The organism is Streptomyces sp. NPDC090088, assembly GCF_044747345.1.
GTDB lineage: Bacteria > Actinomycetota > Actinomycetes > Streptomycetales > Streptomycetaceae > Streptomyces.
In genome coordinates this window covers 877,415-892,955 of sequence record NZ_JBIVDZ010000004.1, presented here as the reverse complement: position 1 = coordinate 892,955, position 15,541 = coordinate 877,415, and the positions used below count along the sequence as shown (strand labels likewise).

General features: G+C 73.3%; 10 protein-coding genes. 2 read left to right on the top strand and 8 right to left on the bottom strand.

Going from position 1 to position 15,541, the window contains the following annotated elements:
• From ACIPSJ_RS23875 to ACIPSJ_RS23850, 6 genes are all read right to left on the bottom strand, one after another.
• Nucleotides 1-879, bottom strand: coding sequence for a carbohydrate ABC transporter permease (locus tag ACIPSJ_RS23875; RefSeq protein ID WP_401348606.1), 879 nt, complete (start codon nt 877-879; stop codon nt 1-3).
• Entirely contained in the window at nt 876-1,886 is a 1,011-nt protein-coding gene (locus tag ACIPSJ_RS23870; protein ID WP_359222770.1) for a sugar ABC transporter permease, read from the bottom strand. The genes ACIPSJ_RS23875 and ACIPSJ_RS23870 overlap by 4 nt, the downstream gene beginning before the upstream one ends.
• Complete coding sequence (locus tag ACIPSJ_RS23865; RefSeq protein WP_401348603.1) at nt 1,886-3,259, bottom strand: extracellular solute-binding protein; 1,374 nt, start codon at nt 3,257-3,259, stop codon at nt 1,886-1,888. Before ACIPSJ_RS23865 ends, ACIPSJ_RS23870 begins: the two co-directional genes overlap by 1 nt.
• 156 nt (nt 3,260-3,415) lie before the next feature.
• The gene (locus ACIPSJ_RS23860) at nt 3,416-4,081 is read right to left on the bottom strand and encodes a peptidyl-prolyl cis-trans isomerase (protein WP_401348600.1); all 666 of its coding nucleotides are present in this window, start codon (nt 4,079-4,081) and stop codon (nt 3,416-3,418) included.
• Complete coding sequence (locus tag ACIPSJ_RS23855) at nt 4,078-8,340, bottom strand: NEW3 domain-containing protein (RefSeq protein WP_401348597.1); 4,263 nt, start codon at nt 8,338-8,340, stop codon at nt 4,078-4,080. The genes ACIPSJ_RS23860 and ACIPSJ_RS23855 overlap by 4 nt, the downstream gene beginning before the upstream one ends.
• 107 nt (nt 8,341-8,447) lie before the next feature.
• Complete coding sequence (locus ACIPSJ_RS23850) at nt 8,448-9,332, bottom strand: MurR/RpiR family transcriptional regulator (protein WP_359222766.1); 885 nt, start codon at nt 9,330-9,332, stop codon at nt 8,448-8,450.
• Nucleotides 9,333-9,483: 151 nt separating this feature from the next.
• On the opposite strand from ACIPSJ_RS23850, the gene ACIPSJ_RS23845 reads away from it, so the two are divergent.
• Nucleotides 9,484-10,272: a sugar isomerase domain-containing protein gene (locus tag ACIPSJ_RS23845; protein ID WP_401348595.1), complete on the top strand. Its 789-nt coding sequence runs from the start codon at nt 9,484-9,486 to the stop codon at nt 10,270-10,272.
• A gap of 18 nt (nt 10,273-10,290) precedes the next feature.
• On the opposite strand, the gene ACIPSJ_RS23840 is transcribed toward ACIPSJ_RS23845, so the two are convergent.
• Nucleotides 10,291-11,739: an amidase gene (locus ACIPSJ_RS23840; protein ID WP_401348592.1), complete on the bottom strand. Its 1,449-nt coding sequence runs from the start codon at nt 11,737-11,739 to the stop codon at nt 10,291-10,293.
• Nucleotides 11,740-11,837: 98 nt separating this feature from the next.
• Between ACIPSJ_RS23840 and ACIPSJ_RS23835 the strand changes: the two genes are divergently transcribed.
• Entirely contained in the window at nt 11,838-12,713 is an 876-nt protein-coding gene (locus tag ACIPSJ_RS23835; protein WP_401348591.1) for a helix-turn-helix domain-containing protein, read from the top strand.
• A gap of 483 nt (nt 12,714-13,196) precedes the next feature.
• On the opposite strand, the gene ACIPSJ_RS23830 is transcribed toward ACIPSJ_RS23835, so the two are convergent.
• Nucleotides 13,197-15,494, bottom strand: a complete 2,298-nt coding sequence (locus ACIPSJ_RS23830) for an FUSC family protein (protein WP_401348588.1) — start codon at nt 15,492-15,494, stop codon at nt 13,197-13,199.
• Nucleotides 15,495-15,541 lie beyond the last annotated feature (47 nt).

Below are 15,541 nucleotides of genomic sequence, written 5' to 3'. Positions count from 1 at the left end.
TCAGAGCTTCACGGCCCCCGCCGAGACACCCTTGTAGAACCACCGCTGGGTGATCACGAAGAGCACCAGCACCGGGATCACGGAGATCACCGAACCGGCCATCACCACCCGCTGGTCGTAGCCGAACGACGAACTCTGCAGCCGGGACAGCCCCAAGGTCAGTGTCATGTGCTTCTCCGAGCGCAGCACGATCAGCGGCCACAGGAAGTCGTCCCAGGCACTGATGAACGTGTTGATGACCACGACCATGATCGCGCCCCAGGCGGAGGGCAGGTACAGATACCGGAAGCGCTGCCACTCGCCCGCGCCGTCGAGCATCGCCGAGTCCTCGATCTCGCGCGGGACGGCCAGGAACGCCCCCCGCATCAGCAGGACGTTGATGGCCCCGACGAACCCGGGCAGCCACACCCCGGCGAGGCTGTCGACCAGGCCCAGGTCGCGGATGCTCAGGAACAGCGACACCATGATCGACTCGAAGGGGAACATCATGGAGGCGACCAGCACCACCCAGACCGCCCTGCGGCCCTTCCAGCCGGGCTTGGAGAGCATGTAACCGGCGGTGGTGGAGAACACCAGCTGGCTGGTGATCGAGAGGACGACCACGGTCAGGCTGTTCCGGATGTACGTGGCCACCGGCACCTGCTCGAAGACCTCCCGGTACGCCCGCAGGGTCGGGTGGCGCGGCAGGAGGGTGGCGTCCGCGCCGAAGACGTCCTCGCCGGTGCTCTTGAGGGAGGCCAGGAGCTGCCAGAGCAGCGGGCCGACGGTGAGGCCGAGGACGAGCAGCAACAGCAGGTAGCGGACGACGAGTTCGCGGGGGCGGCCGTACTCCCGCCAGCGGGGCAGCGGACGCCGGGCCCTGGGCACTGCGGTGGTCATGCCTCGTCCTCCTTGGTCAGGCGCTGTGCCAGCAGGGTCAGGCCGAGGGTCAGCACGAACAGGGCCACACTGACCGCCGAGCCGTAACCGGCGTTCCCGGTGAGCGGGTCCAGGCCGACGTCCCGGATGTAGAAGGGCAGGGTGCGGTCGGCGCCGCCGGGGCCGCCCGTGGAGCCGCCCAGCATGTAGATCTCGGTGAACACCCGCAGCGAGCCGATGCCGGTGAGGGTGCCGACCAGCATCATGGCCTGCCGTACGCCCGGCACGGTGATGTGCCAGAAGCGGCGGACCGCGCCGGCCCCGTCCATGGCCGCGGCCTCGTGCAGTTCCCTCGGCACGTTCCCGAGCGCGGCCAGGTAGAAGACCATGTACCAGCCGAGGCCCTTCCACAGCGTCAGGCCCATCGCGCAGAGCAGGATCAGCCAGGAGTCGGAGAGGAAGGGGATGGCCGACCTGATCAGATGGGCCTTCCGCAGCCAGGTGTTGACCAGTCCGTCGTCGGCCAGCAGCCACTGCCAGCTCAGGCCCACCACCACGCTGGAGGCGAGCACCGGGGTGTAGAAGGCCGAGCGGAAGAAGCCGATGCCGGGGAGGTTCTTCTCCACCAGCACCGCCAGCAGCAGCGGCAGCAGCACCATCAGCGGGACGACGATCACCGCGTACAGGACGCTGTTGCGGGTGGCGAGCCAGAAGTCGGAATCGCCCAGCATCCGGGTGTAGTTGTCCAGGCCGACGAAGCCCGCGGCGCCGCCCAGCGGCTTGGCGTTCGTGAACGACAGCAGCACGGTGTTGAAGAAGGGGAACACCCCGAAGACCACGGCACAGCCGATCGCGGGCGCGGTCCACAGCCACGGCAGCCACCAACGGCGGTACAGCGCGGCCCCGTTGGCGCCCGGAGCGGGGCCGGGCAGCAGCCGTCGCAGACGGGACGGGGCCGCGCCCGGTGCGGCGGCCGTGCGCTGCGCACCGGGCACGGAGACGGTCTCGGCGGTCTCGGTCGCCACCATCAACCCGCCTGCTTCAGCAGCTCGTTCGCCTTCTCCTGGGCGTCCTTCACGGCCTGCTCGGCGCTCTTCTTGCCCTGCATGGCCAGCTGCACCTGGGCCACGATCGCGTTCTGCACGGCCGGGGAGAGGTTGGTCTGGTTGGTGGAGGCCGTCTTGAGCTGGTCGGCTACGAGCTTGCGGGCCTGGGAGAAGGGGTCGCTGCCGGTGACGTCCTGGAAGAACGGGTCGTTCAGCGACTCGGTGGTCGTCGGGAAGATCACCACGGCCGGGTCCTTGCACCAGGCCGTCTGGTTCTCGGTGTTGGTGAGGTACTCGGCGAAGGCGAGCGCCACCGGCGCGTGCTTGCTGGTCGCGGCGACCGAGATGTACTGCGGGGCGCCGGCGGAGGCCTTGCCGAGCGCGTCGTAGGGCTGCTGGCTCACGCCCGTCTCGGCGTAGACCGAGGGGCTGTTCTGCTTCACGAACCGCACGAAGCTCGGGTTCGTCGAGCCGTACGCCACCTTGCCCTGGCTGTAGAGCGTGGACGGGTCGTTGCTGGAGGACAGCGAGTCCTTCGGCATCGCGCCCTCCTTGTACAGCTTCGCCATCCAGGCGACCCACTGGACAGTCCTCGGATCATTGGCGAAGACGGCCGACTTGCCGTCGGCGGAGAGCGTCTTGATGTTCATCTGGTCCCAGTCGGCCGGGATCCGCCAGATCGGGTTGGCCATCGTCGCGAAGTACTTGCCCTGGGCCGCCTTGGCGACCTTCTCGTAGTCCGCGAAGAGATCGAAGACGCTCGTCGGCGACTTCGTCGTGTCGACCCCGGCCTTCGACAGGAGGTCCTTGTTGTACGTGATCAGGACCCCGCCGGTGTACCAGGGCAGCACGGTGTGGATCGACGAGCCCTTCGCGTCCTTGAAGGTGCCGGACTTCCAGAACGACGGCACGAAGGGCTTGGCCACGTCCGGGTCCTTGGTGCCCACGTCGAGCAGGTAGCCGGCCTTGGTGAGCGCGGTCGCCGTCGGGGCGTTGAGGTTGATGACGTCCGGCAGCGTGCACGCCTGGGCGTCGGCCACCGTGCGCGAGGTGAAGGTGTTGTCGCCCGGGTCGTCGATCCACTTGACCTTCGCGCCGGGGTGGGCCTTCTCGAAGGCCTTGATGACGCCGTTGAAGAAGTCGCCGAAGTCCTTCTTCAGGTTCGTCGTCTGGAAGGTGATCTGGCCCTTGACGTCACCCGTCAGTTTCCCCGAACCGACGTTGCCCTGGTCGACCTTGCAGCCGCCGGCCGTCGCGTCCCCGTCGCCGGAGCCGCCCGACAGGCCGCAGCCCGCGGCGGTCAGGGCGAGGACGAGGACGCCTGTCATGGATCCGGTCAGTCTCTTCGCGCGCATGGTTGCCCTCCTGCGGCCGGCCGGATGCCCGTGTGGCTCGTTCCGGCTGGTTCAAATCACCAACTTGGAGTTCGATTGATGAAAAGGTGGACCAGAATTCATCGGAGGTCAATGGTTTGCGTGTTGCGTTTGGGTTCCGTGCGGGAAGACGCGGGCTCAGTGCCGGTGTTCGTGGTCCGGATGCGCCGGGTCACCGGGGTGCTCGTGCCCGGCCGGATACGCGACGCCCTCGCGGGCCCGGTCCAGCCAGTCGAAGAAGGCCTGCCGCCCCCGCGCCCGCCGCAACTCCCGTGCCACGTCGTCCCGTACGCGCTCGTACGGCCGGAAGTCGTCGGCCGTCGCCGTCGCGAAGGGGTCCACACCGCGCCGCAGCGCGTCCTTGGTGAGGAAGCGGTCCCGGTTGCGGACGTAGTAGTCCCGCCCGGCCTCCTCCAGCACCCGCTGTTCGGCTTCCAGAGCGGCCAGCAGGGCGCGCGCCGCGGGGGAGTGGGCGAGCGCCACCGCCACGATGCTGCCCAGGTCGGCGACATCGGTCCCGGACACGGCCAGGACCCGTTCCGGGGACACCTCCCCGGGCGGTGCGAGCCCGCGCTCCGCACAGGCCCGGCGGGCGAGTTCGTCCGTGACGACCACCTGGGTCGCCCATCGTCTGCGCTGCCGTTCGGCCCGCGCGAGGGCTTCCGTGCGGGCCGTCTCCCGGTCCCGGGTGGATCGCCGGTCCCGGGGCGTTCTCGCGTCCCGCGCGGGAACGGCCGCCAGCAGCGCGTCCACCCGCTCCACCGGCACCGGCTCCCCGCTCACCACGGCCGCGTGCTCGCTCACGGCGTCACCTCCAGTACGACCGCCTCGGTGTAGGCGACGGATCCGTGCCCGGCGACCTTCGCCAGCAGCCAGTACGACCCCGGGTCCACCGCCGAGCCGTCCACCTCGATGCCGCACTCCAGCGTCTCCCCGGCACCCACGGTGAAGCCCTGACAGCCCGGGGCGACCCCGCCCCAGGTGCCCCACGGCGACACCGCCCACAGCGTTCCGCCGACCGGCCCCCGGGTCGTGTTCCGCAGCACGACCGGCACGGTCGCCCGCTCCCCCCGGCGCACCCGGACCCGCTCGGCCCCCAGCCGGGCCGTGAGGGTCCGCCCGTCCGGCTCGCCCTCCGGCACGGCGCCCGGCACATCGACGGCGACCACGTCCTCGTACGCCTGTCCGTCGTGGGTCAGCCGGGCGCCCAGCCAGTACCGGCCCGGCGGTGTGTCCGGCGGCGGGCTGACCGTCACCTCGGTGAGGGTGAAGCCGCCGGGGCCCAACGCGTAGGGCAGCTCGGCGGGTTCGGCCGCCCAGCCGGGCGGTCTGCGGAACCGGACGGTGCCCGAGGCCGGTGCGTCGGTGAGCTCCGAGGAGATCCGCACCGTCACGGTGACCGGTCCCGGGGCGGTGAGCAGACCCGGCGAGAGAAAGACGGCGACCGGCAGGTTGCCGCGCGGCGCGGGCCCCGAGTTGTGCAGCCAGTAGCGGGTGGCGACCGGCTGGGCGGGCTCGTGCGCGGCGACACCGGGACCCTCGGCGTGCCGTGCGTTCGCGGGAGTCGCCCCTACGGTGGCCACCTCGAAGCCGCCGAGGTCGAGATCGAGCGCGCCGCCGACGGGGGCCAGCGGCTCTCCCGGCGTCTCCAGTACGTCGGCCCGCGCCCCCCGCGTCCAGGGGAGCGGACCGGTCAGCCGGGCCCGCACCGGACGCCCGTCCACCTCGTGCAGCCGTACGACGACACCTCGCGCCGGTTCGGCGGGTGCCGCGCTGCCCCGGGCGAGGGGCGAGCCGCTCGGTTTCAACGCGTCCAGCAGCACCCGGCCCTCGGGCTCCAGTGACAGCAGGGTCCCTGTGCGCGGCAGCCGGCCGGCCGGCCCGGCGGGCGGTCTGATCCGGGCGGTGAGCGGGTGGTTGTAGGCGTGCCCGGCCCGGGGCAGCCCCAACTCCCGCCAGTCGCCCGCCCCCGCCACCACCGCGTACTCGAACGTGTGCGACCAGCGCTGGAGTTGGAAGCCCGACCCGTCGGGCGCGGTACGGCGGGGCGGGTCCACCCAGATGCCGGAGGGCCAGCCGGTGCAGGACCGCATCAGGGACATCCACAGGTCGCCGGAGGAGGTGACCACACAGCCCGGCGTGCCCCGGTTGAGCACGGCGAAGCTCCGCCCGTCCCAGGCGTCGCCCGGCGGCAGCGCCTCCCCGCGCCCGGCCGCCGTGGCCCGCACGACCGCGTCGTCCAGGTCGGCGACCAGCGCGTCGACCGCCTTGGCGTCGTCCTCGGGCCGGGCGCCCGCCACCACCAGCAGCGGCAGCCGCTCCAGATCGCGCAGGTCGGCGCCGGGCACCCACTCCTCGCGCAGCGAGGCGCGCGGGGCCACCCAGATCGCCGCGAGCCCGTCCGCGGCCAGCTGCCGGTGCAGCTCCCGGGCCGCCGCCGGGTCCCAGCCCAGCGCCTCGGCGACCACGGCGTTGCGGTCCGGGCCGCCGACGGCGATCCGGATGTCGGGCAGATTGGAGTCCACCTCCAGATCGCCGTAGCGCGGACCGCCGGCGATCGTGGACGTGGCCGTGACACCCGCCCGGACCAGCGCCGCCGCCAGCGGGGTGCCCAGCTCACCGGCGGTGTCCCAGTCGGCGTAGACGAGTTCGGCGACCCCGATCGCCCGGTGCCCGAGCAGCCGCCCGGTGTCGTCGTGCACCGCGACCCGGGCCGTCGAACCGAGCCCGAACCAGGTGTTGGCCGGGTTGTCCAGGGTCCACGGGAACCGCTCGCTGTCCACGTCCACGAAGCCGAAGCCACGCCCGATCACGGCGTCCGCGACCTCGTGCACGGGCAGCCCGCCCCGCACGTCCGAGGGCCAGCGCACCCGGATCAGCCGGTCGGCGCCGTCGTACCCGTCGACGGTCGTCGTCACGTCGAGCCGGTCCACGCCCGTCCAGAGCGTCAGCCGCTGGGTGTACCGGAAGAGCCCCAGGTCGCCGCGGACGGTGATGCGCGACCCGGCGGGGGAGTGCTCGACCTCGACGTCCGCGGTGACGTCCCGGCTCCGGGCGGCCGTGGTCCCGGTCGGGGTCAGGTGCCAGGGGCCCTCGCCGAAGCGCGGATGCCGCGGGTACTCCTCCTGGACGACCAGTTCGTTGCCGAGGTCGCCGGTGCGCAGCAGCTCCCGCCCGCCCTCGGTGAGCCGGCGCAGACCGCACACGCCGCCCCCGCGTGCCGGGTCGACCGTGACCTCGTAGAACTCGTTGCGGACGGTGCGCCCCTCGCCCGGTGTCCAGCCGGGCACCGGACCCTCCGCGAGCGAGAGCGCCTTGAGCCCCATGCCGGGTACGTCGGGTACGACGACCCGGAGCAGGCCCTCCTCGCGCACCGCCGGCAGCGGCAGACCGGTGAGGTCCAGCGGGACCAGACCGCCCGGGTCGTCGACGACGAGCACGTCCCGCCGCTGCCAGGTCGCGGCGTTGAAGACGACCAGGTCCGGTGCGCCGCCCGGGAGTTGGGCCACCTCGCGGGCGAGCGCGTCGGTGGCGTCGGCGTGGACCGTCCGGGCGAGGTCGTGCAACTCCCGCCAGCCGGTGAGGAGATCGATGTAGACCTGGTCCGACTCCGAGCCGGTGATGGCGTCGTGGTGGGCGCCGTAGATCAACTGCCGCCAGGCCTTGTCCAGGGCCGCGTCCGGGTACGGATGCCCGGTGACGAGGGAGGCGAGGGTCGCCCAGGCCTCCGCGTCGGCGAGCAGGGTCTCGCCGTACCGCTGGGCCTGCTTGGTGTCGATGTAGGAGACGTCCTTGCCCGTGTAGACCGGGTTCATGTCGCGGGTCTGCGGGGACGCCCTGCGCCCCTCGGCCGCCAACTCGGCGCGCACGGCGGCGAAGAAGTCCCGGGGGAGGGCGCTGACGAAGCGCGGCCAGACGTACCGCTCGTTCCAGTCGCGGTGGATGCCCATGACCCAGCGGCACGGCGGCGCGTAGTCCCCGCCGACCGGCAGCAGCACGTTCCTGGTGAGCGCGACCTTCTTGAGACCCTGGAACAGCTTGAAGGCGGCGGCCTCCGCGGCGGGCAGGGTGGCGGCGTTGTCGATCGCCCAGCCGGCGCCGTAGTGGTTGACCATGTACGCGGTCAGCAGTCCGCGCCCCGAGGGCGCGATCCAGCTGAACTCGGCCGGGAACTGCATCCGTCCGGGGTCGCGCGGCTCCTCGCCGAAGACGGAGAGCGTCGGCCCCCACTGGTGGAACGGCCCGCGCGCCCACGAACTGGAGGAGATCCCGGCGTCCGCCATCAGCCCCGGGAACTGCGGATCGTGCCCGAACGCGTCCAGCTGCCACGCGGTCTCGGGCGCCGCCCCCATGATCCGGCGCTGGAAGCCGTCGCCGTACAGGGCGTTGCGTACGGTGGCCTCGGCGCCGGTGAGGTTGGTGTTCGGCTCGTTGTAGGTGCCGCCCATGATCTCGACGCGCCCGGAGCGGATCAGCTGGCGCAGAAAGGCCCGCTCCTCGGGGAACGCGTCCCAGTAGGGCTTGAGGTAGTCCACCTCGGCGAGCACGAAGGTGTACGCCGGGTCGCGCCGGGCCAGGTCGCAGTGGGCGCGCACCAGGCTCATCCCGGACTGGCCGCGCGAGTCGAAGGTGCGGGCGGGCAGACCGGTCACGGCCGGTTCGTCGGCGTGGTCCCAGGTCTCGGTGTAGGCGGCCTGGGTGTTCCACCAGACGGGGTCGTAGTGGAAGTGGCTGACCATGAACATGGTCCAGCCGGGCTCGGCGGCCGTGAACTCGGCCGAGTGGTGCAGGAGCAGGCCCGCGTCGGCGTCCTCGACGGTGACGGTGATCCCGCGCCGGTCACCGGGCGCGAGCGACCCGGCCGCCACGGGTATCTCCGCGCGCACGGTCCCGTCCTCGCCGGTCGTGACGCGGTTCTCGCCGACACCGCGCACCCCGGGCCCCGCCACGGTCAGCAGGACCGGGCGGCCCGGGAGGTGCTCGACCTCGACGGCCACGACCTGGTGCGGTCGGTGCGCGGTGCCGGTGAAGAGCTCGGTCGACTCGACAGAGGTGACGCGCATGAGGCTCCTACGAGTGCTCGGCGGAGCCCCATCCTGGCATCGAGGGGTGGTTCAATCAACCGTGAACATTGTTCATTGATGGTTCATCCATGCAGATCGGATGGCGCTCAGCGAGACCGCCGGGCCTTCGCCGCGTGCTGTCCGGCGATGTGGTCGGTCAGCGCCAGTGAGGCGCTGGTGCGCTGGTAGGTGAGCTGGGCGACCCGGACGTAGAGGCAGTCGATGAGGAGCAGCACCGAGTGGCGGGCGCCGATGATGCCGGTGGGGAAGCTGGTCTCCGAGGTGGAGGAGATGAGCCGGATGTCGGCGGCGCGGGCGAGCGCGGAGCGCGGGTCGGAGGTCAGGGCGACGGTGGTCGCGCCGCGTTCCCCGGCCGTCTCGAACGGCTCGATCGTCTCGCGGGTCGCCCCCGAGTGGGAGATGCCGATCGCGACGTCGGCGGGCGTGAGCAGCGCGGCGGAGGTGGCCGCCGCGTGCACCTCGGTCCAGCCGCGCACCGAGCAGCCGATCCGGAACAGCCGGGTCTCGGTCTCCTGCGCCACGGCCCCGCTGCCGCCCACGCCGTAGACGTCGATCCTGCGCGCCCGGGCCATGGCCTGCGCGGCCCGCTCGACCGCGTCCAGGTCGATCCGGTCCACGGTCTGCTGGATGGCCCGCAGGTCCGCGGTGCCAACCACCTTCACGACCCGCTCCAGGCTGTCGTCCGGGGAGATGTCCGGACCGATCTCGGCCGTGCCCCAGTCGGACACCTCGCCGCGGCCCCGCTCCTGGGCCAGTGCGATCAGCAGATGCTGGTAGGAGTCGAGGCCCACGGCCCGGCAGAAACGGGTCACGGTCGCCTGGGAGGTGCCGGTGCGGCGGCCCAGCTCCGCGGCCGAACAGTGGGTGACGGCGGCCGGATCCTCCAGGATCAGCTCACCGACCTTCCGCAGGGAGCCGGCCAGGCGCGGCAACTCGGTTCGGATCAGTGTGGTGACGTCGGTCGAGGGCATGGGGAGAAGGTATCAGCCACCCTATATGGGGCGAGTTGAATACCAGGACCGGATCGGCGGGGCATTGCACTGCACAGCGAGCCCGTGATTTATTGATTCATCGATAGGTGCGAATCTTGGGTGGTTCAATCCATCAGTGGGGAGTGCGTACGTGTCCGTCGAGTCCGCCAACGAGTCCGGGACCGAGCCGGTGAACGCCGAACGCTTCGCCCGCGAGGGCCTCGCCGCGCTGCACCGCCTCACCGAGTCCGCCCACGCCGACGTGGCCCGGGCCGCCGCACTCATCGCCGACTGCCTCCGCGCCGACGGGGTGATCCAGGCCTTCGGCACCGGCCACTCCCAGGCCATGGTCCTCGAAGTCGCCGGCCGCGCGGGCGGGTTGGTGCCCACCAACCGGATCAGCATCGCCGACCTCGTGCTCTACGGCGGCGAGCACCCCAGCGTCCTCGACGACCCGCTCCTGGAACGCGAGCCCGGCATCGCCGCCCGCCTCTACGAACTCGCCGCCCCGCGCCCGCAGGACCTGTTCGTCATCATCTCCAACTCCGGTGTGAACAACGTGATCGTGGAGATGGCGCTGCGCGCCAAGGAGCGCGGACACCGCGTCCTCGCCGTCACCTCCCTCGCCCACACCCGGGCGGTCCCGGCCGGCCACCCCAGCGGCGGCAGACTCGCCGACCTGGCCGACGTGGTCCTCGACAACGCGGCCCCGCGCGGCGACGCGCTCCTCGAACTGCCCGGCGGCGGCGCGGTCTGCGCACTGTCCACGCTCACCGGGGTCATGCTCGTGCAGATGGCGGTGGCCGAGGCGGCCGGCCTGCTCCTCGCCGCCGGTGACCGCCCCCCGGTCTATGTCTCGGCCAACGTGCCCGGCGGCTTCGAGGGCAACCTCGACCTGGAGAAGCGGTACGCCGGCCGGATCCGGCGCACCGCGAGCTGACCCCGCGAGGCCCGGGCCTCAGCCGACGGGCGGGCGGCGGCCGCCCCAGGGCAGGGCGAGCTCCAGGGTGCGCGCCACCTGGAGCAGCAGGTCCTCCCGCCAGGGCGCGGCGACGATCTGGACGCCGACCGGCAGCCCGGTGGCCGCGTCCTGGTGGAGGGGCAGCGAGATCGCGGGCTGGCCGGTCACGTTGAACACCGAGGTGAACACACCCATCGGATAGCTGTTCAGCAGCGCGGCCAGAGGATGGTCCTCGGTGCCCGCCCGCCAGGCGCCGACACGCGGCGGGAGGCACGCCATCGTCGGGGTGACCAGCAGGTCGAAGCCCGCGACGAAGCCCTCCACGATCTGCCGGGAGAACCGCTGGGTCCGCTGCACCGCCTGCGCGTAGGCCCAGGAGTCGACCGACCGTGCCGCCTCGCGCAACGCCCGGTTGTGCGGCTCGATCCGCTCCGGGTCCGCGAGGTCCACCCCGGCCGCGCCGATGTTCCAGATCGTCGTGAACGCGGCGACCAGTTCCTCCGCCGGAGGCAGCGGAAGCGGAGTGTCGACGAGGTGGTGGCCGGCCGCTTCCAGCGCCCGCAGCGTGACCTCGACGGCTGTCACACACGCCGGGTCCACGTCGATCCCGTCGACCGGGGAGGTGGTCAGCGCACCGACGCGCAGCCCGGTCGGCGGGTCCGCCTGCGACGCGGCGGCGAACGACCCGCGCGGGGACGGCGGCGACCACCACGCGCCCGGATCATGGCGCGCCAGGACATCGACGGCCGCCGCGGTGTCCGCCACCGTGCGCGTGACCACACCGCCGACGGCGAGGCCCTCCACGAGGACGGTCTCGCCGCCGATCAGCCCGCGGGTGGACTTGAGGCCGACAAGACCGGTGCAGGAGGCGGGAATGCGGATCGACCCGCCGCCGTCCTCGGCGTGCGCGAGGGGTGCCATCCCGGCGGCGACGGCCACCCCCGCCCCACTCGACGACCCGCCCGGTGTGCGGTCCGGGTCCCACGGATTGCGCGAGACGCCCAGGGCCTCGCTCTCGGTGAAGGGCAGGGCGCCGAACTCGGAGGTGGTGGTCTTGCCGAGCGGCACGAACCCGGCGTCCACGAACCGCCGTACGATCCGGTCCGAGGCCGCCGCCGGTTCCTTGCGGGCGCCCGCGGAACCGTAGGTGGTGGGCCAACCGGCCACGTCCACAAGGTCCTTGACCGGCAGTGGCACACCGTGGAAGGGCGGCAGGTCGGCGGGCGAGGCGGCCCGCACCACCGCGTCCGCCGCCTCGGCCGCGGCCTTGCGGACGTCGTCGTCGGCCCGGTGACAGAAGGCGTTCAGCCGGGGATCCAGCTCGTCCATCCGCCGCAGACAGGCGTCGGCCACCTCCACCGGGCTCACCTCCTTCCGGCGGATGGCCGCGGCCAGTTCGACGGCGGGCGTGAACAGATCGATCGACTCCATCGGCGAGCGCGTCACGAGCGGTCCTCTCGGGTCCGGGGCGCTTGCGGGAACGACGTCAGTCTCGGCGCGCCCGCCCCGCTCCGTCTTGGACGAATGTCCCCTACGCTGACGCCATGCGTTCCGCCCGGCCGGCCCAGGAGGCCGCGCAGATCTGGGACATCGCGACCCCGGCAGGACCCGGTCGGCCGCCGGGGGTGAGCATGGCCGGTTTCCGCGCGCGGACCGCGGACGCCGTCGAACTGGGCGTGGTGCCCTTCCCGGCCGTCACGGTGGTCGTCGACCTCGGCGACCGCTCACTCGCCGTCGACGACCTCGACGGCCGACGCCACCACGGCGTCATCGTCGCCGGTCTCGCGGCCGGCGGCCTGCGCGGCAGCGGCCGTTCCGTCGAGTGCCTGCAGATACGGCTGTCACCCGTCGTCGCCCACGCGGTGCTCGGCGCCTCCTCGGAACTGGGCGGCACGGTGGTCTCCCTCGACGACCTCTGGGGCCGCGAGGCCCTGCGCGTCCAGGAACGGCTGCGGGCCGCCGGAACCTGGGCGGAGCGGTTCGCGCTCGCCGAGGCCGCGCTCGCCCGCCGCCGGCAGGCAGGCCGCCCCGTCGACCCCGAGATCGCCTTCGTCTGGCAGCGGATGGCGGCACACCGGGGCGCGGTCCGGGTCGAGCCGCTGGCGGCCGAGGCCGGCTGGAGCCGCAAGCGCCTCTGGTCCCGCTTCCGCGCCCAGACCGGCCTCACCCCCAAGCACGCGGCCCGCCTGATCCGCTTCGACCACGCGGCCCACCGCCTCGCCGCCGGCCACAGCCCCGCCCTGGTGGCCGCCGAAGCGGGCTACACCGACCAGTCCCACCTCCACCGCGACGTCAGAGCGTTCACCGGAGCGACCCCCACAGCCGTCTCCATCGCACCCTGGCTCGCCGTCGACGACGTCGCGTGGGCCGCCCCCGGCTACCTGGGCGCACCACCGCCACGAACACGGTCCGGCCGATGACACGGCACCCACCCACCTGAGCCCGGCGGGTGCAGGAGGCCCGTCGGGGACGGTCGTCGAGCGGTGACACGGCGGCCGGGCTCGGGGCGGGCGCCGGGAGGTGTCGTTGCGGGCGGCTGTCGAGCGGTGGTGCGGCGGGGCCGGGGGCGGGTGGGTGTGCGGAGCCGTTGCGGGTGGTCGGTGGGCGATGGCACGGCGTGCTGGTCCGGTCGGGTGTTCGGAGCCGTTGCGGGTCGTTGGTGGGCGGTGGTGCGGTGAGAGTCCCGGGTGGGTGTCGGAAGAGGTGCTGTGGGTGGTCACCGGGCGATGGCGCGGCGTCCGGGTCCGGTGGAGGGTTCGGAGCTGTTGTGGCTGGTCGGTGGACAGTGGTGCCGGGGTGGTGCCGGGCGGGGTGTCGGGAGGGCTTCTGTGGGCGGCTGGCGGGCAGGGGTGTGGTGGGCGTGACGAGGTGGGCCGGGTGCTGGGACTGCGGGGCCGGTGTTCTCAGTTGGTGCGGCTCTTGCGGGGCCAGTTGTGGTGGGCGCGGGCCTGGGCTCGGGCGGCGTCGGCGAGGCCGGGTTGGAGGCGGCGGGCGGCGTCGACGTGGTCGTCGGTCCAGATGACCCGGACGGCGACGGGGGTGGCGCGGCCCTGTGCGTCGCTGAGTTCGGTGCGGACGGACTCGACGAGTCGCGTGGCGCCCTCGGGCCAGAGCGGGACGACGTCGGGGACGGTGGAGCGGCCGCCGAGGCTGGCGGCGAACTCGTGGTACCAGCCGGTGACCTGGGCCGCCGTCCCGAGGACGGCACGGTGGGCGTCGGCCCGGACCGCCTGGCCCCGGGCCCGGTCCTCGCACTGCCACAGGGAGACGACCGCGTCGCCGGCCAGGCGCAGCCCGACGACCCCGGTGACCAGGGTGGTCGTACAGGCCAGTGACAGCGGCTTGGCGCCGCGTTCGGCCAGGTAGCTGCGGAACGCGTCGTCGAGGCGGCGGGCGGACGCCGCCGCCTCGCGGCCCTGCGGATCGGGGTCGACGGGACGGTGGTGGCCGAGGGCGTAGTCGACGGCGGCGCCGAGGTAACCCGCGCTGTCGTGGTACGCGTCGGCGAGCGCCTTGTGGACGGCGGCCCGGGCGCCGCGCGGCCAGAAGAACAGGGCGACGAGGATGCTGACCGCGCACCCCAGTGCGATGTCCTGGACGCGCAGCAGGGCGATGTGCCAGTCGGGGTCCTGGCCGATGTTGAACAGCACCACGAGCGTCACGGTGAACGCGGCCTGCCCGGCGGCGAAGGAGACGGCGGCGGGCGCGATGCCGGCGACGAGGATGGCCACGGGGAGCACGAACCACAGCGCGGTGCCGTGGTGGCCGATCAGATGCAGCAGCGCGGCACCGACCACGGAACCCGCCACCGTCCCCAGCACCGCGCGGACGGCGTTCTGCCCGGTGCTGAGCGCGTTGGAGCGCAGCACGGAGAGGGTGCCCAGCAGCACCCAGAAGGAGTGCCCCACGCCGGTCACCCCGGCCAGGTACACGGCGATGCCCAGGCCGACGGCGCCGCGCAGACTGTTGTGCAGCCACACCGAGTCGGGCCGCAGATGGGCGACGGCCCGTTCCCGGGCGGCGGCCAGCGGCGCGGCCAGCGCGCCCGGCTCATGTCCGAGGAGCCGCTCGGGCCAGCTGCGCTGCCAGGCGGTGGCCGCCGTGTCGACGTTGGCGGCGATCTGCAGCACGGCGAAGCCGACCTCCTGGGCGCGGAAGGAGACGTCGAGCGTGGCGATGAACCCGTAGACCTCCGCCGTGCTGGTGCCGCCCGGGTGCTCGGCCGGCACCTGGACGGTGGAGCTGTGCTCCATCCCGGCCAGCGCCGCCCGCAGCCCCTCGACGTCGGCCCGCAGCGGTCCGGTGTCGCCGTTCAGGTCCGTCAGCAGGTCGCAGGCCGCCTCCAGGACACGGGCGGCGGCGCGGCGCACGGTGTGCGCGGCCGGATCGCAGCCCGGGGGTTCGTCCGTGTAGTCGGACCGGTCGACGAGGACGGCGCACAGCCAGGTGAGTTCGTCCACCAGCCGGACCAGGGCGCGGGAGCTGGCGGACAGGCCGGTGGGGCGGTAGGGGGTGGCGTCGAAGACGCCCCGCAGGTCCGCGCGGCTGCCGGCGGTACGGTCCGCCGCCGCCCGGCACCGGTCGGCGTCGGACACCGGCCCGTCCGGGCCCGGCAGGGAGGCCCGGGCGCGCAGATACCCGGCGGCGGCACGGCAGACGGCCGCCGCCGGGGCGCTGAGCGGGTCGGCGACGGGACGCGGCCACAGCAGGGCGACGGCCGGGAGCGCCACCGCCGCCGCCAGGCCCGCGCCCGCGAGACGTTCGGGCAGCTGGGACAGGGGCACCGGGGCGCTGACGGGCAGCACGAAGGCCAGCAGGAGCGCCGTCGCGCTGCCCGCCAGGACCGAGCTGACCACGCCCGCGAAGAGGATCGCGAAACCCACCACGACCGTGCCCAGCACGGCGAGCCACAGCTGCCCGGCCGCCAGCGTCCCGGCACAGATCAGCACCAGCCACGCCACCGCGAGGGCCGCCTGGGCCCGCAGCCGCTCCACCATCGGGCCGGAGTAGTCGGCCAGCAGCAGCATCGAGAACGACCCGAACGCGGCGTAGCCCGCCATCGTCGGGGAGCGGAGCACCTCGGTGCACAGGGCGAACAGGGCGGGCATCACGAGCGCCGTACGCGCCGCCCGCCGGGTCGCCGCCAGGTCCGGGTCCCTGTCGCGCAGCCACGTCACCCAGCGTGCTGCCCGCCCCGACATGGACACCTCCGGCTGGGCCCAGGGCAGCCGGCCCCGCCGCCGCACCG

Excerpts from the sequence above, each read along its gene's own strand:
- ACIPSJ_RS23830 (WP_401348588.1), bottom strand. The coding sequence starts at position 15,494 with ATGTCGGGGCGGGCAGCACGCTGGGTGACGTGGCTGCGCGACAGGGAC.
- ACIPSJ_RS23855 (WP_401348597.1), bottom strand. The coding sequence starts at position 8,340 with ATGCGCGTCACCTCTGTCGAGTCGACCGAGCTCTTCACCGGCACCGCG.
- ACIPSJ_RS23865 (WP_401348603.1), bottom strand. The coding sequence starts at position 3,259 with ATGCGCGCGAAGAGACTGACCGGATCCATGACAGGCGTCCTCGTCCTC.
- ACIPSJ_RS23835 (WP_401348591.1), top strand. The coding sequence starts at position 11,838 with ATGCGTTCCGCCCGGCCGGCCCAGGAGGCCGCGCAGATCTGGGACATC.
- ACIPSJ_RS23870 (WP_359222770.1), bottom strand. The coding sequence starts at position 1,886 with ATGGTGGCGACCGAGACCGCCGAGACCGTCTCCGTGCCCGGTGCGCAG.
- ACIPSJ_RS23875 (WP_401348606.1), bottom strand. The coding sequence starts at position 879 with ATGACCACCGCAGTGCCCAGGGCCCGGCGTCCGCTGCCCCGCTGGCGG.
- ACIPSJ_RS23850 (WP_359222766.1), bottom strand. The coding sequence starts at position 9,332 with ATGCCCTCGACCGACGTCACCACACTGATCCGAACCGAGTTGCCGCGC.